The organism is Lederbergia galactosidilytica (assembly GCF_017873565.1).
In the GTDB taxonomy this organism is placed as follows: Bacteria; Bacillota; Bacilli; order Bacillales; family Bacillaceae_C; genus Lederbergia; species Lederbergia galactosidilytica.
Map to the genome: position 1 here is coordinate 147021 of NZ_JAGGKH010000006.1, position 19433 is coordinate 166453.

Here is a 19433-nt window from a genome sequence, read left to right on the forward strand (position 1 = left end):
GGATGAACATCTTTGAGCACAAAGGTCTTGTTTTTGGATTAGCATAAAACTTTGTATTTCATCAATGAAGCATAAACTCTATATAAGATTGCTAGTTACTGGACATTCAGTAGCTAGGAGAAAGTTTTATATTGATTACATAACATTTCCAATTCATATAATAAAAGCTGCATTCCATAACTGGATGACAGCTTCTATTTATGCTCTTAATTCTATTGTACTCGTTTTTTTTCCTGATTGCGATGATTTAATTTATTTTTGGCTGACTTCACTGTGTTGTACAATAACATCGTAATGGTCATAGGGCCAACACCACCTGGAACCGGAGTAATATGGCCAGCTTTATTGGAAACATCTGCAAAGTCAACATCTCCACATAATTTTCCATTTTCATCACGGTTCATGCCTACATCAATAACAGTGGCACCTTCCTTCACATATTCCGATGTGATCATTTTTGCTTTACCAATAGCGGCTACTAATATATCTGCTTCTTTTGTGCATGATGCTAAATCTTTTGTCTTTGAATGCGTGTAAGTGACAGTGGCATTGTCGTTCAATAAGAGTTGGCCCATTGGTTTTCCAACAATATTACTTCTCCCAACAATAACTGCATTTTTTCCAGCAATAGTAATTCCTTCATACTTTAGCATCTCCATAATGCCAAAAGGTGTACATGGAAAAAATGTGTCTTGGCCTGTCATCATTTTCCCAATATTAATAGGATGAAATCCATCTACATCTTTTTCAGGAGAGATTGTTTCAATTACTTTCTTATCGGAAATATGTTTGGGTAGTGGTAGCTGTACTAAAATCCCATGAATATCATCACGGTTATTTAATTCTTCAATATGCTGTAACAACTCATTTTCCGTGATACTTTCTGGAAGTTCGATCAAAATCGATTCCATCCCTATCGCTTTGCAACTTTTTTGTTTGGATGTAACATATGTTCGAGAAGCCTGGTTATCCCCAACAAGAATTACTGCAAGTCCTGGCTTTATTCCCGCTTCTATCAGTTCTTCTACTTCTTTTTTAAGATTTTCTCGGGTTGCTTGGGCTATTTTCTTTCCATCAATTAATTTAGCTGTCATTCTCTTCCCTCCTGAATGTCTTAAGGTTAACATAAACGTCCATTAGCGATGTACAAATAGGAATAGATTCCGGGAATGGTCCATTATCTTTTTGCTTCAGCTTTTCATGTTTTTTAACATATTCCCACCATTTGTAACTAGACGACAGATACATCCTTAGGTAAGCCAACCTTAACTTTCACAAGCAGTCACCAAAAGTCGCACGGTAGTTTTAAATATGCTAACCTATATGTAAAAAAGGGCGGAGCCGTATCCATTTGGCATGTCATATAGATTACAAACACAACACTATATGATGCTAGACACGTGCTACACACCCAAACGCGATTAATATGCTTAGTGATTAGATATTAGTTATCTTTCTTTTTTCGCTTTGGATAAGATTCCATTAATAAATTTCCCTGATCGATCATCACCGAATATCTTTGCAATTTCAATGGCTTCATTAATTGCCACGTTTTCAGGTATTTCTTGATTAAACAGTAATTCATACATACCTATTCTTAATATGGTTATATCTACCTTAGCTAAACGATCCAGTGTCCAATTTTCTAAATGTTTTTGGATTTCAGCATCAATTTCAGGTAAATGCTGAATGGTCCCCTCAACTAATTGTTGTAAGAAAGGATCCTTGCTTTCATCTTCTAATACATTTTCAATAGCCTCATCAGCTTCTATTCCACTTATATTCATTTGGAATAAAGCTTGTAATGCCTTCTCACGTGCAGTTCTTCTTTTCATGTAATATAAGATCTCCTTTAGGCCCGTATGATGCGGGTCAGAACAGCGTGGCCACAGGATGTGGCCAATTTAGCCTTTGATGGGCTTTTGAGCTCGCCCGGCGTAGAGTCAGGACGGTGTGACGATCATTGTTGCGGCCTTAACCGTTCTCTCCTCTATCGAGCTTGCCTCGCTTTTCTAATTATTCTTCAATTCCTGTTTCATGCTCTAATTTTTGGGTTTCAAATGTAACCCCAACGATATGAATATTGACCTCTTTTGCTTCTAAAGCAGTCATATTATAAAGCGTTTGTTTAATATTGTCTTGTACTTTTTGGGCAACTGTGGGAATTGATACACCAAAATCCATCAAGCAGAACACGTCTACTTTAATTCCCTCATCTGTTAACTCAACTCGGATACCTTTTCCATGGTTTTTCTTTCCTAGCTTTTCAACAACGCCACTAGCGAAATTACCCCGCATTTGCGCAATCCCATCTACTTCAGATGCAGCAATCCCCGCAATGACTTCAATCACTTCTGGAGCGATTTCGATTTTACCGTGGCTTTGTTCATCATCCTGAATCATTTCCAACATATTTAATGTTTCTTCCACGCTTTGCACCCCCAATTATTTTTGACCCATTACATCATGGATTTCAAGAAACTTTGTATTAAAGTCCCCGTTTACAAATGTTTCATTCTCCAATAGATTTAAATGAAATGGGATGGTTGTTTTAATTCCTTCAATTACAAATTCTCCTAAGGCACGCTTCATTTTTGCAATTGCTTCATCACGGGTTTTTCCATAAGAAATGACCTTTGCTACCATTGAATCATAGTATGGCGGGATTGTATAGCCTGGATATACACCAGAATCAACTCTTACCCCCGGTCCTCCTGGAGCTAGGTACATTTCAATCCGTCCAGCAGATGGCATAAAGTTCTTTTCAGGGTTTTCTGCATTAATTCTACATTCTATCGACCAACCACGAAATTCAACATCTTCCTGCTTGAGAAGAAGTTGTTCCCCTGATGCAACACGAATTTGTTCTTTTATCAAGTCGATGCCAGTAACCATTTCTGTAACAGGATGCTCAACTTGGATCCTCGTATTCATCTCCATGAAATAAAACTCTTGACTCCCTCTATCATAAATAAATTCAATCGTACCAGCTCCAGTATATTCTACCGCTTTTGCGGCTTGAACAGCTGCCTGGCCCATTTTTTCTCGTGTCTCATGATCAATAGCTGGAGATGGAGTTTCCTCTAATAATTTTTGCAATCTTCTTTGAATGGAACAATCTCTTTCACCGAGATGAATGACATTCCCAAACTGATCTGCCAAAACTTGAATTTCTACATGGCGGAAATCCTCGATATATTTTTCTAAATAAACACCGGGATCACCGAAAGCTGTCTCAGCTTCTTGTCTTGTGATTTTAATTCCTTTCGTTAATTCATCCTCTGTCCGGGCTACTCGAATGCCTTTTCCGCCGCCACCAGCCGTCGCTTTAATAATAACTGGATATCCCATTTCATTTGCTAAATCAATGGCGTCCTCAATATCTTCAATAATACCACGGGAACCTGGGACAATAGGTACCCCTGCTTGTTTCATTGTCTCTCTAGCAACATCTTTTGTACCCATTTTAGAAATTGCATCTGGGCTAGGCCCTACAAAGATAATATTACATACACGGCATAATTCCGCGAAATCTGCATTTTCAGCTAAAAAGCCATAACCAGGATGAATTGCATCGCAGCCTGTTAATTTAGCTACCCCTACGACATTTAACGTATTTAAATAACTATCTTTAGAGGCATTTGGCCCAATACAATAAGCTTCATCAGCAAGCTGGACATGAAGAGCTTCCTGGTCTGCTTCAGAATAAACAGCTACTGTCTCAATATCCATTTCTTTACATGCCCTAATAATTCTTACTGCGATTTCGCCTCTATTGGCGATTAATAATTTTTTTATCATAGCCCATACTCCTTACTTTTGCTTGACCAAGAATAATGGTTGACCATATTCAACCAATTGACCATCCTTAACAAGGATTTCAACAATTTCCCCTTCAACCTCTGCTTCAATTTCATTGAATAATTTCATTGCCTCTACGATACAAACAATCGAATCTTCATTGACTGTTGAACCCACTTCAACGTAAGCTGGAGTATCAGGGGAAGATGCCATATAGAAAGTTCCTACCATCGGAGAAACAATTTTATGAAATTGTTCTGATTCAACTTGTGAAGTATTTTCTTGCTCATTATTTTGTGGTGCACTTACTTCCACTGCTGGTGGTGTAGATGGCTGAGCAATAGCTGCAGGAATAGTATTAATTGATGGCCCTTGAACCACTTCTACGCTAGTACGCTTTTTCAATTCTACTTTAGATCCTTCATGTTTATACACAAATTCTTCTATGGAAGATTGATCAATTAATTTGATAATCTCGCGGATTTCTTCTATTTTCAACATAATGACACTCCTTAAAATTTATGAGTAGCTGCTAATATCATAATATAATACCTAATAAAAATTCAATCCTTCCTTTCCTATTCTTAAAAAAACATGAAAAAAGAAATGGGACGGATGGGATTCTCCCCTCCGTCCTTGGCTTATTTCGTATCAAATTCGATATTCGGTACATAATTTGTGCTGATCTCATCTTTAACAACTTTAAGAATATTTACAGCATCCGCTTTTGAATGCTCTTCTGCCTTCACTAAAATGTTGACTGTTTGATTTTCAATTTCAACTAATGCATCACTATAACCTAATCCTTTTATACTTGTTTCTATAATTTGTTCTTTTGTCGTAAGTTCATCAATTTTTTCCATTTCATCATATAATTTGTTTTTTTCATCCGCTGTTAATTCCTTCTCACCCAATTGATTTTGTAAACTCATCTTTTCTTCGCCACGCTTGTCTTGCAAGTCCATGCGAATTGCTTCATAGACTTCATCACCTGCCGCCTGAGTCAGAATTTCTAAGTCTTTATCACTCATTTGGTTACTAGCGCTTTCGGCATCCTCTTTACCACTTGTCGCCAAATCATTAGGTGCTGGTTCCTGTAAAACATAATAAACCGATAATACGACCACAAGACTTAACATTGTTAATAGCCAAACCGTTTGCTTTTTCAAAAGCATTAAGATTCCCCCTTAGATTTTTTTGGAATAACTGCAACCTTGTGAACAGGTACATTTAAAGATTTTGTCACAGCTTCTCTAATCCACTTTTTCACTTGCATATTCTCCGCCCCTTCTGCCACAACCAAAACACCTTGAATATCTGGCTTTTTTGTTTCTGAAGTTAGAGGCGTTTCTTTATCTCCATTTTGGATGATAACAATTTGTTCTTCTTTTGATTGGTCTTCAACTTGTCTAGTCCCTCCGTTTGTGTCCCCTTCTTGAGTTGTCTGATTTCTTAAGATAGTATCTTTTTCAAATACTTTTTTTTCGGTTGCTGAGACATTGACAATAACGGTTACACTTCGAACTCCTACAATTGATTCCAAAGCCTCTTTTAGCTGCTGTTCATACTGATCTTCAAATAACTTCATCCCATCATTTGATTCCGATTGATTTGAGCCAAATGCTTCGGAACTTTCTTCAGGAGCTGTTTTATCTAAAACGGCTGCTGGATGTTCATCCCCATCATTGTTCCACATGCTGCCCATGATCATAAATAAAGCTCCTAAGGCGAGTAAGATGAGAAGATAAGATGTTTTTCCGCCATTTTTTCTGGGAGGCATTTGTTTAAGGCTCTCTAATTTTTCCTTTAACCATTGAAACGGATTATTATGATTCGCCATCTTTTGCTGGTTCCTCCCCCGAAACAATTTCAATGACTTCTGCAGGAATTTCCCATCGATTAGATAGTAATGTTAGTATTTCACTATTTGGATGACTGTTTTCCTTTGGCTTTTCTTCGTTTGTATTAATTACAATTGGTTCAACAATCTCTATTTCATTTTTGGAAGGGGCTACATGAACCACCACATGATTGATCTGTTCTTCTGGTTGATCCATATCGGCATCGGCAGAGATTTTAATATGTTTAATTACGACCTGATAATGATCCATCAACTCCTTTTCCACTTCCTTTTTCATTTGGACAGCCATCTGCTCTAATGTATATGCATGTTGTGAAGCTTGTATCTCTATTTTTTTCTTTTCTAGTAAATTTCCTGTAGATTGTTCACTTACTTCTATCTTCTTTGTTAAATTTCCCAATACTTGTTCATAATCGCTTGATAATAATTGAAATAAGGGTGTGATAATGATTGAAATAAGGAGAAGTCCTGTCACAAGTTTCACATATTTGCGCATATTGTTTGCTGGTAAAAGCATGTCAACAATCATGGATAGAAGGAGAAAGATAATAATATTTAGAATCCATTCTTTTATAAATTCCATATCAATCTACCTCACCATCATCGTGATGTTACCAGAAGTAATAATAATCGTCATACTTATAAAAAACATGAATGATACTATAGCCAATGAAGCAAATACATATATCATGCTATTGCTAACCGCATTTAAGCAAGATATAACGGGACCATCGCCAAGTGGTTGCAATAATGCTGCTGAGAGCTTGTAAATAAATGAAATGATTAATATTTTTATAGCTGGAAAAGCAGCAATCAAAAGCACAATAATCACACCTGCAATACCAATGGTGTTTTTTAATAAAACTGAAGCTGATAGAACGGTATCAGCTGCATCTGTAAACATCTTTCCAACAACGGGCACAAAATTTCCTGTTACAAACTTAGCTGTTTTAATCGCTACCCCATCAGCGACTGCAGATGCTGCCCCTTGTAGGGACATCACCCCTAGCAAAATTGTAATAAAAGCTCCTAACAAGCCAACACTCGCTTTTTTTAATAAGCCTGCTAATTGAGATACTTTTATTTCTCCATTCAATGCATTAGCAATGCTTAATAGTGTCGAAAGAAACAAAAGTGGCAAAACACCATTTTTGATCACCAAGCTGCTAATATTGACTAAAAACACAAGTATCGGATGGTAAAAGCCTGAAGAAGTCACTCCTCCAGAAGAAGCAATCAAAGCCAGTAACAGCGGCAATAAAGCCATAATAAATTGACTCATATTATCAATCGCTTCAATTGCATATTCACTTGCTACCCGAAAACTATTTAATGCGATAATAATAAGTACCATAAAAATAATGGAATAGGCAACTTTACTTACTGCCCCTTGTTCGAAAGCATTATGGAGAGATTGTAAGAACACGCTGAAAATAGTCAAAAGCATCAGTGTACCTAAAAGTTTTAAATTGAGTGATATTTCTTGAATAATAAATGCAATGATGCCGTTCACCCAGGATTGCATCGAAGAGGACTTGTCCCCTTTCACAAACTCAACAAGCGTGCCCCGTTTGCTTTCGGGCAAATAATTCCCGTAATTTTCAACAACTTTATCCCAGTATTGATTTAATTCTTCAAGCCCTAAATCATCCATGTAACGATCTAAAGTACTCTCTTCTTTGCTTTCGATAGATTGTTGCTCTTGAGCGCTAACATGATCAGGTCCTATAAATATTAAAATCGAGAATAAAAATATGATCCAATGGCGGAATTTCATCTATATTCCACTCCGTTCTACAAGTGCATTTCAGGCAGGCATAAGTGCAAGGATTGTTTCAATTAGAACAGTTAGAATCGGCACTGCCATAGCTAATATTAATATTTTTCCGGCTAATTCTACCTTTGCTGCGAGGGAACCAAGGCCAGCATCTTTACTAATATGGGAGGTGAATTCCGCAATATAAGCTATTCCAATAATTTTCAGGATGGTTTTTACATACATGGAATTGACATTGGCGTTGGCTGCTAACGTATCAATCATCATAATAATCTTCTGGATCTGATCAACTAGAAAGAGGAATATGCCTGTTCCCGTAAATAATATAAGTAAAAAAGCAAAACCAGGCTTTTGCTCCTTGATTGCTAATACAAGAAATGTCGTAATCAGGGCAATCCCCGCAATTTGTAACATAACAATGACGGACTCCCCCTATCACTGAAATAAGAATACGGAACGGATTTTTTGAAAAAGCCCGTCAACTATCGTAACAACCATAAATAAGATATAAATAAAACCAAAAAGAGTTACCCACTGGGCATATTCTTTTTTTCCCACTTGGTCAAGGATCGTATGCAAAAAAGCAACAACGATGCCCACTCCAGCAATTTTGAAGATGACATCTACCTCTATGCCCATTCTCACAACCTCCTATTTATTAAAAAACATAAGCAATCGTATCGGACTCATTGCTATCGTATGATAGCTGTGATGGTTTATAACAATAAAAGAATAATGAGCACTCCTATTAAAACGCCTAAATTCCTGGACATTTTTTCGTAAATCTTTTGTTTTTCCCTTGCTTCCTTTTCTTCTCTGCTCAAATGATTCAGTGTTAAGATAATTTGTTTTTGTTGGGACTCGCGATCATGCCTACCAAGGTTGGCGCCAAACTGTTGTAGGATCTCAAATTCATTTTGTTTTAATGCTGTTTGCTTCCAAGTTTCTTTTAGAGCTGCTTCCCATGCTTTATAAACGGTTATTTCCTCTTTCTGCAGAAAATTAGAAAATCTTACATAATGGGCGGAAATAGGGTTTGGTAATTGCTTCGATATTTTTATACATGCCTCTCCAAGTGGTGTATGGCCATACATAATTTCCGTTTCTAGGGTCTCAAGGGAAGCGGCAAACAATTGCAATTGTTTGGGTCTCTCGCTTAATCCTCTTGCTATTTCGAACCCAATAATTGTTGTAGCACCTAGAATTAAGAGAGAGCCGATTAATTTAAACATAATGGATCAACTCTTTGTATTTAATTGGCTTTCCATTTGCATCTTTAATCGCCGCTACCGTTCCTGGACCGTTAAAGCGTGATAATTCAATAAATCGATCAAATACGTGTGAATCCATAATCTCTTGCAGTAATGGTCTTTTTCTCACTTCCTCAAAGGAATGACCATGCGTTGTCATCATTAAGGTGATTCCAGCATTGACCGCTTCCATAATCGCTGTTCGATCTTCCTCTCGACCAATTTCATCTACAACTAATACATTCGGACTCATGGAACGTATGAGCATCATCATCCCCTCTGCTTTAGGACACGCATCTAACACATCTACCCTTTGGCCAAATTGAAGTTGAGGAATCCCATGGACACAACCTGCAATTTCTGATCTCTCATCAACAATACCAACTTTTGCTGCTGCAATTTTCCGAAGAGGAGCACCTGTAGAAATCATGCGGGCCATATCTCTTAATAAAGTTGTCTTCCCTGTTTGAGGTGGGCCAATAATCATTGTATTTTTCCATTCTTCTTGATACAAAAACGGCAAATACTTTTCTGCAATTCCAATTTTTTCTCTTGCGATGCGAATATTAAATGAGGCTAGATGGCGAATTGCTTTCACATGACTGTTTTCAAGTATGACTTTTCCAGCTAAACCAATTCGATGTCCACCATCAATGGTGACATAGCCTTTTCTCAATTCTTCATCAAGTGTATAAAATGAATGGTTTGCCAGCTTTGCAATAAATTGTTCCGCATCTTCTTTTGTAAATATATAGGAAAGAAAATGAGGTTTTCCTTTTGCAGCTATTTCCACTTGTCTTCCAATCCGCAGTCTAATTTCTTCTATCTCATTCCACACTTGACTAGGAAGTTGTGTGATCAATTCATTAATTCGGCGAGGCACCATTTGCAACACAGCTTTCATATGTTCCTCCCCCTCTATCAATCCTCTATCTAATATGTATTCAGCTTGTCTCTAAATATGAAATAACCTATTAGAAAAAATCAATAAAAAAGAGGCCTAAATCAACACCCATAAAATAAAATTCTAAATTTACTTTTTAAGATGATCTAAATGTTCTGCTTGGAGAGATAAGAGCCACAAGGATGACACTGAATGTATTTTCGCGGCGGAAAGGAAATAAACATCTTTCGGTCAGCAAACGCTTGGAACAGTAATAATTAAATCTGTAGGAGCAGACTTTATTGCCTAGTAAGAATAAACGAAAAGTCTAAAATAAAACCACTTAGTCCATTGAAAATGATTCTTTCGCATACAAAAACGACTCAAATTCAATGAATGAATGTAGAGTCTTTTTTCTTTAAAATAGAGATAAAGCTAGAAAGGTTAATTTCCGCTGCGAGCGGACGCTTTCCGCAGGCACGGCTTCAGCCGCTTCCCTCGCTGCGCTCAGTCCAGGGTCTTCAGCTCGCGATGTTCCCGCTGGTGTCGCCGCTCTCCGCTCCAATCAACTGTATTTTCTATTAACTGAATGAGTTGATGGATATGATGACGAAAAATCAAATTAATGAACGCGAACAGCTAGAAATGCTGACAATAGAGCAGTTGATCCTCAAGAGCATCTGGTGCGCAAACTGGATGCGGCTATTGATTTCTCCTTTATCTATCCATTAGTCGAAGATCTTTACTCAACCATTGGGAGACCCAGCATAGATCCTGTCGTACTGATCAAGATGACATTCATTCAGTATACCTTCGGCATCCGTTCCATGCGCCAGACAATCAAGGAACTTGAAACGAATGTGGCAATTCCTGGTTCCTTGGCTTTGGCTTTCATACAGAGGTTCCACGTTCGGAAAAAACTATGTGCGTCGATTTGCAGATACAGACCTATTCGAGCAGATCTTCTATAAAGTTCTAAACGAGGTGGCAAACCGCGGGCTTCTCAGCCCCGACCATGTTGTCTTTATTGATTCGACTCATGTGAAAGCCAGCGCGAATAAAAGAAAGTTTGAAAAGAAGGTTGTTCGTAAAGGGATGCGAGCTTATGAGAAGAGGCTCCAAAAGGAGCTCAACTTAGATCGGGAAAAGAATGGGAAAAAACCATTCCCACCGGAAAAGTTTGATAAGGAAGAGTACAAGGAGAGTAAGGAGTCGACAACAGACCCGGAAAGTGGTTATTACGTTAAAGATGAAAAGGGATTGGTACTTGCCTACCATGGCGTAATAGAAACCATAAGGAGAGCATTTATGGCTCTTTTTCATAGAATGATCCTGTATGAATAGCAAAAAGGTTGGAAATCATTTTGATTTCCAACCCTTTTGTCTGCACTCTGTGACTCTAATTCAATGAATGAATGTAGAGTCGTTTTTTATTTTTATTTTAATTGTAAACAACCAGAAGCATTCTCGACTTCCTAAAAAGAGTTCATTTACGCTCTTGAGACATAACTAGCATCAGATGTATTAATAACTAGGCGATCTCCTGAATTAACGAAGAAAGGAACTTGAACAGTCAAACCAGTTTCTAAAGTTGCTGGCTTAGAGCCCCCAGAAGCTGTATCGCCTTTTATACCTGGTTCAGTTTCAGTCACTTCGAGCTCGACTGTATTCGGTAAATCAACACCTAAAGTTTCCCCTTGGTACATAATAATATGAACTTCCATATTTTCTTTCAGAAATTGTAATTCATACTCAATTTGAGTTCCTGGTAATTCAATTTGTTCATATGTTTCATTATCCATAAAAACATGCATATCACCGTTGGCATAAAGGTATTGCATAGTTTTATTATCAATTTGTGCTCTTTCTACCTTTTCACCGGCACGGAATGTTTTTTCTTGGATTGCACCAGTTCGTAAATTACGTAGCTTAGATCTAACGAATGCTGCTCCTTTTCCCGGTTTCACGTGTTGGAAATCAATTACACGCCATATGCCCCCATCTGTTTCAATTGTAAGTCCTGTACGAAATTCATTTACTGAAATCATCGTTATTCCTCCAAATTTACATTAGTCTGTAGTATTACTATTTAAACACTATAATATTATTAAATCTTTTGTTGAATGGGTCAATGTTTCGTTACCTTTAGCTGTGATAAGTGTATCATCTTCAATACGTACACCGCCAATATTTGGTAAATATATCCCTGGCTCTACTGTCACAACCATACCCGGTTGTAATTTCGTTTTAGATCGCTTCGAAAGGCCGGGTCCTTCATGCACTTCTAAGCCAATCCCATGACCAAGTGAATGCCCAAAATAATCGCCATAGCCTTTTTCAATGATATAATCTCTAGCAATCGCATCTGCTTCTATTCCGGTCATACCTGGTTTAATTTGTTCCATTGCCCGTAATTGTGCTTCAAGTGTTACATCATAAATTTCTTTTAACTTAGCGGATGGCTCTCCCACCGAAACTGTACGGGTGATATCAGATACATACCCTTTATGAAGAGCACCATAATCCATCGTTACGAAATCGCCCTTTTCAATCTGTTTATCACTGGCAACACCATGTGGCATTGATGATCTTTTTCCTGAAGCTACGATGATATCAAAAGATGAAGAGGTTGCGCCACATTTTCTCATGAAAAACTCTAATTCATTTGATACATCTAACTCCGTTTTTCCAGGTTTTATAAAATCAAGAATATGTTTGAAGGCTGCATCAGCTATATCAGCTGCTTCTTTAATCTTAGCGATTTCATCATTTGTCTTAATTAATCTCATTTGCTCCATTAAATTAGAAACAGGGACAAATTCTACTGAAATTACTTGATTATATTGCGCCCAAGTAGAATAGGACATATAATCTTGTTCAAATCCTAATTTCGTTATTCCTAATTCCTTTACTTTCGTCGCAATCTCATCAATAATCGAGCCTGAATGGATGGAAATTTCATATTCACTAGCTTGATTTTTCGCTTGTTCCGTATATCGGAAATCTGTAATAAAAATTGCTCGTTCCCCTGAAATTAAAGCCATACCAGCTGATCCTGTGAAATTTGTCATATAACGCAAATTATATGGACTCGTCACTAAAATTCCGTCAATCCCTTGTTCTTGGAATGATGAACGGATTTTATCCAACTTGCTCATCTTATCCTCTCCCTTGTATGTATTGCTTCAAAGCTAGAAGAGCTAATTCATAACCATAAAGTCCTAATCCTGTAATTTGTCCAATTGAAACTGGAGCGGTTACTGATTTACTTCTAAATTCCTCTCTAGCATGAACATTTGAGATATGCACTTCAATAACGGGTAAATCAATGGCAGCAATCCCATCTCTTAAGGCAATACTATAATGCGTAAAGGCACCTGGATTCATAATAATGCCCGCATATCCCTTTTTCGTTGCATTATGCAATTCATCAAGAAGAGCCCCCTCATAATTAGATTGAAAAAGGTCTACTTCCACTTTCTCCTGCTGACATAATTCATGTAGGTTCTTTTCCAATTGCTCTAATGAATCTCTCCCATAAATATCTGGTTCTCTATTCCCCAACATATTTAAGTTAGGACCATTTAAAACGAGTATCTTCATTCTCCTCACACCCTAAAAGCAAAATCGTACGCAAAAACATTCTACCATAAAAAGCCAACTAGCACCTAGTTAGAATGTAGTGTTAAATTAATGCGATTCTTTCTCCCAATACTGCTGTTCATTATATTCATATGAAATCGAATAACCAATAAAAATCCCGTACAAAATAAAAAAACTAGCTTCTGTTAAAATAGTGATTAGATTATATTTCGTAATGAATTGAATAGTTGGAATAACAGGATGGAGCACTAAAAAAACAAGACAGAAAAGAGCTGCTCCGTAAATCCCACCCCATATAATTGAGTGTTTTCTTTTTAATAAAATATAATAACCAAATGCAACTCCAATCGAAATGACTCCATAAATTAAACAGGTGATAATAATCCCAAGCCACCCATCTTTCCAGTCTCCTCTAAAAATCATTAATACAAATGATGGCTTAATTTTTGTAAGATTGAAGTAATGTGCAGCAAAGCATAATAAAGCTCCCCCAACCCCTGCGACAAATCCTGTTATCGCCGATAATTGAGTCAATGACATATAATATTGATTGTTATGTTCTTTATTTTCCACTGTCCTCACCTCTGCTTTATCTTGCCCATTTCCGGCGTTTAAAATTATTCCTGGTGAATTTTTTGTTTTTTTAGTAAGATAGAGATAAAGCAAGATATTATGATGTTATTACTGGAATCTTACCTCACTAAAAGAATGATTGTTTAAGTTATTAAGTTCGGTGGAAAATGAAATAAATACATTCTATTCTACTAAGGTTTAAAATGGTATATTTGGTTTTCTTTTTGGGAATACTGTTCAATATCCCGAGGAGGTGGCATTCTTGACCATACGGAATTGGTTATTTGGTGGAATTATTATTACTGCTTTAATTGGTTTAGGTACTTGGCTTTATCATAATCCTGCAAGTCTATTTCTTCAGCTGTTTGTCACGATACTCATCGCCGGGATTATTTTTCTTGTTATTCGTGCTTTTATGGGAAGAAAGCAGGGTTTTAAGGAAAGTAGATCTTATGCGAAAGCAGCGAAGTTTTCTAAAAAGAGGTATGAGCAGCCAAGAAAAAGCGCTCATACTATTAAGTCTTCAAAACGACCACTTCGCAGAAAATCATCAGCCCATTTAACTGTAATCGAAGGAAAAAAAGGCAAAAAAAAGGACCGGGCTATTTTTTAAAAGTTCAAAAGGCGAGAAAAATACAATCAACTATTATATAACTCTGTTGCTTGAGACTTGCGTTCCCTTGAAATTCTAGTCTTACATCTTCGCAGTCTCTTCTTCCTCTTGAACAACCCCCTTAATATGTCCATGTTTTTAAAAAATCTTTTGCTCTCAAACGTCCTGTTTTAATAAGGACGTCTTTTTTTTGGTCAGATAAATTAAATTCCGTTGTTAAACCTTCTTCTAGAGGGATAAAAATAATATCCTTCTCATGCCTTCTTGAAATATAGCGCGCATCATGAACATCTTTCATCGTACTAAATAAAGCCTCAAACAATGATAAAGCATTTTTTATTTCCCTTTTTGGCTGTTCATCCGCTTTATAACTTAATTTAATTCCAAGGATGGGACGTTTTCTCTTGTTATCCTCATCAAACAACCAGATCGGAAAATTGCTTAATAATCCCCCATCGACAACGATGCTTTTTCCTGATAGAGAATGTAATTTTACAGGTTCAAAGAAAAAGGGAAGTCCACAACTCATTCTTACAGCTTTGGCAATTGGAAATGTTTCTTTAGGAATTCCTAATCCCTCTAGGTCATCTGGGAGCACTAATAATTTTCCCGATGATATATCTGATGCAATCAGCCTTAATTTCCCCTTAGGTAAATCTGAAAAAGTATACACTCCTTTATTCGCCAATTTTTGGCGAATCCAGTCCTCTAATGTTTTGCCTTGATACAGCCCCATTCTCCAATACAAACATAGCCATTTTGAGATAGGGAGAGGGATAATGGTCTTCTTTTGATCTAAAAAAGTGGAAATTTTTGTTTCATTCAAGATTTTAAGAATTTCTTTACTTGTATAGCCAGCAGCGATAAAAGCAGCCATAATTGCGCCAGCACTTGTTCCTGCTAATCTGTTAAAAGTAATGCCCTGTTCTTCCAAGACCTCGCATGCACCCAAAAGGGCATATCCCTTTATCCCGCCACCAGAAAAGACGCCATCGACATCCATTCTTATCCCTCCTATTGACCAGTTCTTTTACTATTCTAGGGGGATAAAAAGAGATTTAGAACATAATACAAGCTGGAATTTGATGAGTTACAATGTTGAGCTTTATGCGAAAAGTCCACTTACTGATGATCTGAATTTTCTCACTTTTCGAGTCAGTAAAACTTAATCGCCTTTCGGACGAAAACGGAAAACTGTAGTCCTTTATTATTACGCTGTGCTTGCATTTAGCATGTCCCTCAGTTCCTTAATAAGGGGCATAAATAGACGCCCCAGCACTGTGAGTGAAAGCCACAGCTCAACTGTAGGTGGAATTTTTCTTGCTAAGATAGAAAAATCCCAAATGCAAATTGATTTGGGATTTTTAAACCTATAGGTTATAAGCCACATTTTAATTGGGCATTACAGTTATCACAAGTATTACAGCCACCAATATCTTTTACATTCCCTTTGCGGCAAACTGGGCATGTATCTCCAACCTCAGATCCAAAGGTAACACTTGTTGAGCGAAGATCTTGGATTGTCTCGACAAGTACCACTGGTTCACTAAACTGTAGTTGTTCACTTGTCTCCATTGTATTATCCTCAGCCTTCAATGTAAGAACTTGAGAATCACGGCTTCCATCTACATACACCGTTCCACCTTTGGCACCTCCACGATAGAGTCGCTCATAAACCTTTTGCACTTGCTCTACTGCATAACCTTTTGGTGCATTTACTGTTTTTGAAATGGAACTATCAATCCAACGTTGAATCACACATTGAACATCTGCGTGTGCTTCAGGAGCTAAGCTCATAGATGTCACAAACCATTCAGGTAAATTGTCTGGGTCCGTATCTGGATTTGCTTGCAAATATTCTTCCACTATATCTGCCTTTACTTCAATAAACTTACCGAGGCGACCACTTCGATAATACGTAAAGGAGAAATATGGTTCTAATCCTGTTGAAACACCTACCATAGTTCCCGTAGATCCTGTTGGAGCAACAGTAAGTAAATGTGAGTTCCGAATACCATGTTCTAAAATAGATTCCCTAATATCTTCTGGCATCCGTTTCATATAACCCGTTTCAATAAAAGCTTTACGCAATCTGTTTGTATCTTCCTCTGATTTACCTTGAAGGAACGGGAAGCTTCCTTTTTCTTGAGCGATTTTAATCGATTCACGATAGGCTTCTGTAGCAATTGTTTCAAACACTTGATCAACTAACTGATTTCCTTCAGTAGATCCATATTCCTTTTCACAATAGATTAAGAGATCTGCAAGCCCCATTACACCAAGGCCTACACGTCTTTCTCCAAGCGCCTGTGTTTTATTATCCTCTAAGAAATATGGAGTGGCATTGATCACATTATCCTGCATTCTAACACCAATTCTAACTGTTTGTTTTAATTTCTCAATGTCTACTACTTTCTTTTCTCGATCTGCCATATTAGCAAGATTGACAGCAGCTAGATTACAAACAGAATACGGTGCAAGTGGCTGTTCACCACATGGATTAGTGGCAACGACCTTTTGACCGTATGCTTTTGCATTTGTCATGTCATTAGCATTATCAATAAAGAAAATCCCTGGTTCAGCAGAATATGTCGCACAAATATTGATCAAATTCCACAATTCTTTTGCTTTAATGTTTCGGTATGTACGCACTTTATGACCAAGCTTTTCCCACTCACGTACATCACCAACATTATGCCATTCTTCATTATAAATTTTCATAGCTTCTTCGTCATAATTTTCAACGTCTGGGAAACGAAGCTCATATTCGCCATCTGCATCAACAGCATCCATAAATTCTTTAGTTAAACAAACAGAAATATTAGCTCCTGTTAAAAACTCTGAATTATGCACAGAATATGTGCCACCTTCGTTTAACTTTTCCTCAGCCTCACGGAAAATAGACTCATCAAAGCCGCCATATCCGGGCATATTACGGTAGTTAAGAATTCCTTGGTACATTGCTTCTTCTGTTTGGGTTAAAGGAGTAAATTTCAATTTATCTTTCGCATGTTTTTTAATCATCGGATCTGTTGTATTTTCGATTAAAAATCTTAAAATCCGTGGATTTTGCATTTTAGAAATGATGAATTCCACAATATCTGGATGCCAGGAAGATAACATGATCATTTGAGCCCCTCTTCGAGACCCACCTTGTTCAACTAAATGTGTAAGCTTTGCGATATCATCAAGCCATGAAACAGATCCAGAGGATTTACCGTTAACACCACGAGCAAGTGTATTCCGCGGTCTTAGCGTGGATCCATTCGTACCAACTCCGCCACCTCTACTCATAATCTCCATTACTTGCTTACGATGCTCAGAAATACCTTCTCGAGAATCTGGCACAAATGGCATCACATAACAATTAAAATAAGTTACATCTGTTTCAGAGCCAGCACCATATAAAACTCGACCTGCTGGAATAAAATTCAAGCTTGAAAGTTCTTGATAAAATTTCTCAAACCATTCTTGTCTTTTTTCTGCTGTCTCTTCTACTGCAGCTAAACCATTAGCATTTCTTTTTGCAATTTGCTCATAAAATACTTCCAACGGTTTTTCAATGACGTCAAGTGGACGAACAATCAGGCCGGTCTTTCTTTCTTCTGCTTCGTCCAAAGAATTACGGAATTCTTCTTCTACAAGAACTTTCGCTGTATTCTCTTCCCAATCAATCGATTGGATAAAACCTAATCCTCTTGCCGGAAATTTCGGATCATCTTTAATCGTTAATACGATAAAGTCACCGGCAGCTAATGTTAGTTTTTCTGTATCCTTAAAGGCATATCGATCAATCATAACGAGACGAGAAACTCCCTTATGAGTGATCTTCATATCTGCTGTAATGGGAAACACTTGTTCAAACTGTCGAATATCCTTATTCAATCTTTCAATATTCAAATTCGAATATTGTTGGAAAGCTGTTGCCATTTAACTAACTCCTCTCTACATCCTAAGAAACACATTATTTCTTATAAGATAATCTCTACTAACACTATATATTGTTTCTGACCTATTATCAAACACAATATATTGTAAATCAAGTAAAATGCTTTTTCTTTTTGTCAAATCCGAAAATGGATGATATCACGAGAAAAACGAGGATAGTTTATGAAATTAACAAGAAAAACGACGATTTTGGACATTTTTCTATTTGTTTTTCAGTTATTCATCTATCATATTAAAATTTCTCATGAATCATATAAAAGTTTTGATAAAGGCCGCCTTGAATAATATAATAAAAAATAGGCTTGTTTACCAGAGGGGGGAAGAAAAAAATTGACAGCTTTATACACATTACTTGTTATTCTAGGGATTATCATCATATTTTCCCTATATAATTTTTTTCGTCAAAAGAAAATTTTAAACACACTATCAGAAGATGAATTTCGTTCAGGTTATCGAAAAGCACAGCTTATTGATGTGCGTGAACCAAATGAGTTTGATGCCGGCCATATTTTAGGAGCGCGCAACATCCCTATTTCGCAATTAAAAAATAGAATGAAAGAAATTCGTCCTGATAAACCAGTATATCTTTACTGTCAAAGTGGAATGCGTAGTGGGAGAGCCGGGCAAATGCTATACAAAAAAGGATACAAACAGCTTTACCATCTACAAGGTGGATTTAAAAAATGGTCGGGTAAAATAAAAGCCACAAAAAAATATAATAGTTAATCCAGACACCGCAGATACCTGCGGTGTTTTAAACATCTAAACAAAATCCTATTCATTATTAAGTATCAACTAATTTATTTCCGCTTGTCGAAAAATAATGCGACAAAGCTTTAGAATGACGCAAATGGATGATGCTCCCCTTCGAGGACGGCTAATGGGCACCAAGCTAATATGAAGTCACATATTTAGCTTTTGATGCTTCCTTTTCCACTGTCGCGTCTTAAGTAAGTGCCGAAAAACTATATAATGATCGATCTTTTGATTCAAAGCAGCTACAGATACGGAGACTTCTATGGGATGTATGAGATCGGCGTTTGGTAAAATTGAGGAGACAGATTTTCGTATGCGGAATACAAGGTATATGTGGGGCTACAGTTAAGGGATAATTTTTTATCTTT

At 37.1% G+C, this 19433-nt stretch carries 21 protein-coding genes and 1 pseudogene; 3 read left to right on the plus strand and 19 right to left on the minus strand.

Annotated features, from left to right (window positions below; genetic code table 11):
• Positions 1–212: 212 nt before the first annotated feature.
• The 13 genes from folD to spoIIIAA all read right to left on the minus strand — a co-directional run bounded on the left by folD (position 213) and on the right by spoIIIAA (position 9593).
• Positions 213–1094, minus strand: a complete 882-nt coding sequence (gene folD, locus J2Z23_RS08195; protein ID WP_057983278.1) for a bifunctional methylenetetrahydrofolate dehydrogenase/methenyltetrahydrofolate cyclohydrolase FolD — start codon at positions 1092–1094, stop codon at positions 213–215.
• Positions 1095–1448: 354 nt separating this feature from the next.
• Positions 1449–1835 (minus strand): transcription antitermination factor NusB, encoded by a 387-nt coding sequence (nusB, locus tag J2Z23_RS08200; RefSeq protein ID WP_057983275.1) that lies wholly within the window; start codon positions 1833–1835, stop codon positions 1449–1451.
• A 181-nt stretch (positions 1836–2016) separates the two neighbouring features.
• Positions 2017–2430, minus strand: a complete 414-nt coding sequence (locus J2Z23_RS08205) for an Asp23/Gls24 family envelope stress response protein (protein ID WP_057983273.1) — start codon at positions 2428–2430, stop codon at positions 2017–2019.
• Positions 2431–2445: 15 nt separating this feature from the next.
• Entirely contained in the window at positions 2446–3801 is a 1356-nt protein-coding gene (accC, locus tag J2Z23_RS08210) for an acetyl-CoA carboxylase biotin carboxylase subunit (protein WP_057983272.1), read from the minus strand.
• Between the two features lie 12 nt (positions 3802–3813).
• A complete protein-coding gene (gene accB, locus J2Z23_RS08215) occupies positions 3814–4302 on the minus strand; it encodes an acetyl-CoA carboxylase biotin carboxyl carrier protein (RefSeq protein WP_057983270.1) in 489 nt (162 codons plus the stop codon).
• A gap of 140 nt (positions 4303–4442) precedes the next feature.
• The gene (locus J2Z23_RS08220) at positions 4443–4976 is read right to left on the minus strand and encodes a SpoIIIAH-like family protein (protein WP_057983268.1); all 534 of its coding nucleotides are present in this window, start codon (positions 4974–4976) and stop codon (positions 4443–4445) included.
• Positions 4976–5641, minus strand: coding sequence for a stage III sporulation protein AG (spoIIIAG, locus tag J2Z23_RS08225; protein WP_057983266.1), 666 nt, complete (start codon positions 5639–5641; stop codon positions 4976–4978). Before spoIIIAG ends, J2Z23_RS08220 begins: the two co-directional genes overlap by 1 nt.
• Positions 5628–6245, minus strand: coding sequence for a stage III sporulation protein AF (gene spoIIIAF, locus J2Z23_RS08230; RefSeq protein ID WP_209973655.1), 618 nt, complete (start codon positions 6243–6245; stop codon positions 5628–5630). Before spoIIIAF ends, spoIIIAG begins: the two co-directional genes overlap by 14 nt.
• 6 nt (positions 6246–6251) lie before the next feature.
• Positions 6252–7439: a stage III sporulation protein AE gene (gene spoIIIAE / locus J2Z23_RS08235; protein ID WP_209973657.1), complete on the minus strand. Its 1188-nt coding sequence runs from the start codon at positions 7437–7439 to the stop codon at positions 6252–6254.
• A 30-nt stretch (positions 7440–7469) separates the two neighbouring features.
• The gene (spoIIIAD, locus tag J2Z23_RS08240; protein WP_057983260.1) at positions 7470–7853 is read right to left on the minus strand and encodes a stage III sporulation protein AD; all 384 of its coding nucleotides are present in this window, start codon (positions 7851–7853) and stop codon (positions 7470–7472) included.
• Between the two features lie 21 nt (positions 7854–7874).
• Complete coding sequence (gene spoIIIAC / locus J2Z23_RS08245) at positions 7875–8078, minus strand: stage III sporulation protein AC (protein ID WP_057983258.1); 204 nt, start codon at positions 8076–8078, stop codon at positions 7875–7877.
• A 77-nt stretch (positions 8079–8155) separates the two neighbouring features.
• The gene (gene spoIIIAB / locus J2Z23_RS08250; RefSeq protein WP_057983256.1) at positions 8156–8671 is read right to left on the minus strand and encodes a stage III sporulation protein SpoIIIAB; all 516 of its coding nucleotides are present in this window, start codon (positions 8669–8671) and stop codon (positions 8156–8158) included.
• The gene (gene spoIIIAA / locus J2Z23_RS08255) at positions 8664–9593 is read right to left on the minus strand and encodes a stage III sporulation protein AA (RefSeq protein ID WP_057983254.1); all 930 of its coding nucleotides are present in this window, start codon (positions 9591–9593) and stop codon (positions 8664–8666) included. Before spoIIIAA ends, spoIIIAB begins: the two co-directional genes overlap by 8 nt.
• 582 nt (positions 9594–10175) lie before the next feature.
• Here spoIIIAA and J2Z23_RS08260 point away from each other — a divergent pair.
• Positions 10176–10850, plus strand: a pseudogene (locus tag J2Z23_RS08260) (transposase); the annotation flags it as partial.
• A gap of 212 nt (positions 10851–11062) precedes the next feature.
• On the opposite strand, the gene efp reads toward J2Z23_RS08260, so the two are convergent.
• The 4 genes from efp to J2Z23_RS08280 form a co-directional block, all read right to left on the minus strand.
• The gene (gene efp, locus J2Z23_RS08265) at positions 11063–11620 is read right to left on the minus strand and encodes an elongation factor P (RefSeq protein WP_057983251.1); all 558 of its coding nucleotides are present in this window, start codon (positions 11618–11620) and stop codon (positions 11063–11065) included.
• Positions 11621–11668: 48 nt separating this feature from the next.
• Positions 11669–12730, minus strand: a complete 1062-nt coding sequence (locus J2Z23_RS08270) for a M24 family metallopeptidase (protein WP_057983249.1) — start codon at positions 12728–12730, stop codon at positions 11669–11671.
• 1 nt (position 12731) lies between these two features.
• Positions 12732–13175, minus strand: a complete 444-nt coding sequence (aroQ, locus tag J2Z23_RS08275; RefSeq protein ID WP_057983247.1) for a type II 3-dehydroquinate dehydratase — start codon at positions 13173–13175, stop codon at positions 12732–12734.
• Positions 13176–13262: 87 nt separating this feature from the next.
• Positions 13263–13748, minus strand: a complete 486-nt coding sequence (locus tag J2Z23_RS08280) for a YqhR family membrane protein (RefSeq protein ID WP_128738424.1) — start codon at positions 13746–13748, stop codon at positions 13263–13265.
• Positions 13749–14010: 262 nt separating this feature from the next.
• Between J2Z23_RS08280 and J2Z23_RS08285 the strand changes: the two genes are divergently transcribed.
• Entirely contained in the window at positions 14011–14361 is a 351-nt protein-coding gene (locus tag J2Z23_RS08285) for an SA1362 family protein (protein ID WP_209973659.1), read from the plus strand.
• Between the two features lie 121 nt (positions 14362–14482).
• On the opposite strand, the gene J2Z23_RS08290 is transcribed toward J2Z23_RS08285, so the two are convergent.
• The gene (locus J2Z23_RS08290) at positions 14483–15364 is read right to left on the minus strand and encodes a patatin-like phospholipase family protein (RefSeq protein ID WP_057983242.1); all 882 of its coding nucleotides are present in this window, start codon (positions 15362–15364) and stop codon (positions 14483–14485) included.
• A gap of 374 nt (positions 15365–15738) precedes the next feature.
• Positions 15739–18291 (minus strand): vitamin B12-dependent ribonucleotide reductase, encoded by a 2553-nt coding sequence (locus J2Z23_RS08295; RefSeq protein ID WP_057983240.1) that lies wholly within the window; start codon positions 18289–18291, stop codon positions 15739–15741.
• A gap of 348 nt (positions 18292–18639) precedes the next feature.
• Here J2Z23_RS08295 and J2Z23_RS08300 point away from each other — a divergent pair, with 348 nt between their 5' ends.
• On the plus strand, positions 18640–19035 hold the full coding sequence (locus J2Z23_RS08300; RefSeq protein WP_057993823.1) for a rhodanese-like domain-containing protein: 396 nt from the start codon (positions 18640–18642) through the stop codon (positions 19033–19035).
• Positions 19036–19433: the final 398 nt, after the last annotated feature.

Excerpts from the sequence above, each read along its gene's own strand:
- spoIIIAG (WP_057983266.1), bottom strand. The coding sequence starts at position 5,641 with ATGGCGAATCATAATAATCCGTTTCAATGGTTAAAGGAAAAATTAGAG.
- aroQ (WP_057983247.1), bottom strand. The coding sequence starts at position 13,175 with ATGAAGATACTCGTTTTAAATGGTCCTAACTTAAATATGTTGGGGAAT.
- J2Z23_RS08295 (WP_057983240.1), bottom strand. The coding sequence starts at position 18,291 with ATGGCAACAGCTTTCCAACAATATTCGAATTTGAATATTGAAAGATTG.
- spoIIIAE (WP_209973657.1), bottom strand. The coding sequence starts at position 7,439 with ATGAAATTCCGCCATTGGATCATATTTTTATTCTCGATTTTAATATTT.
- spoIIIAD (WP_057983260.1), bottom strand. The coding sequence starts at position 7,853 with ATGTTACAAATTGCGGGGATTGCCCTGATTACGACATTTCTTGTATTA.
- efp (WP_057983251.1), bottom strand. The coding sequence starts at position 11,620 with ATGATTTCAGTAAATGAATTTCGTACAGGACTTACAATTGAAACAGAT.
- accB (WP_057983270.1), bottom strand. The coding sequence starts at position 4,302 with ATGTTGAAAATAGAAGAAATCCGCGAGATTATCAAATTAATTGATCAA.
- spoIIIAC (WP_057983258.1), bottom strand. The coding sequence starts at position 8,078 with ATGGGCATAGAGGTAGATGTCATCTTCAAAATTGCTGGAGTGGGCATC.
- J2Z23_RS08220 (WP_057983268.1), bottom strand. The coding sequence starts at position 4,976 with ATGCTTTTGAAAAAGCAAACGGTTTGGCTATTAACAATGTTAAGTCTT.
- spoIIIAB (WP_057983256.1), bottom strand. The coding sequence starts at position 8,671 with ATGTTTAAATTAATCGGCTCTCTCTTAATTCTAGGTGCTACAACAATT.
- J2Z23_RS08270 (WP_057983249.1), bottom strand. The coding sequence starts at position 12,730 with ATGAGCAAGTTGGATAAAATCCGTTCATCATTCCAAGAACAAGGGATT.
- spoIIIAA (WP_057983254.1), bottom strand. The coding sequence starts at position 9,593 with ATGAAAGCTGTGTTGCAAATGGTGCCTCGCCGAATTAATGAATTGATC.
- spoIIIAF (WP_209973655.1), bottom strand. The coding sequence starts at position 6,245 with ATGGAATTTATAAAAGAATGGATTCTAAATATTATTATCTTTCTCCTT.
- J2Z23_RS08290 (WP_057983242.1), bottom strand. The coding sequence starts at position 15,364 with ATGGATGTCGATGGCGTCTTTTCTGGTGGCGGGATAAAGGGATATGCC.
- folD (WP_057983278.1), bottom strand. The coding sequence starts at position 1,094 with ATGACAGCTAAATTAATTGATGGAAAGAAAATAGCCCAAGCAACCCGA.
- accC (WP_057983272.1), bottom strand. The coding sequence starts at position 3,801 with ATGATAAAAAAATTATTAATCGCCAATAGAGGCGAAATCGCAGTAAGA.
- nusB (WP_057983275.1), bottom strand. The coding sequence starts at position 1,835 with ATGAAAAGAAGAACTGCACGTGAGAAGGCATTACAAGCTTTATTCCAA.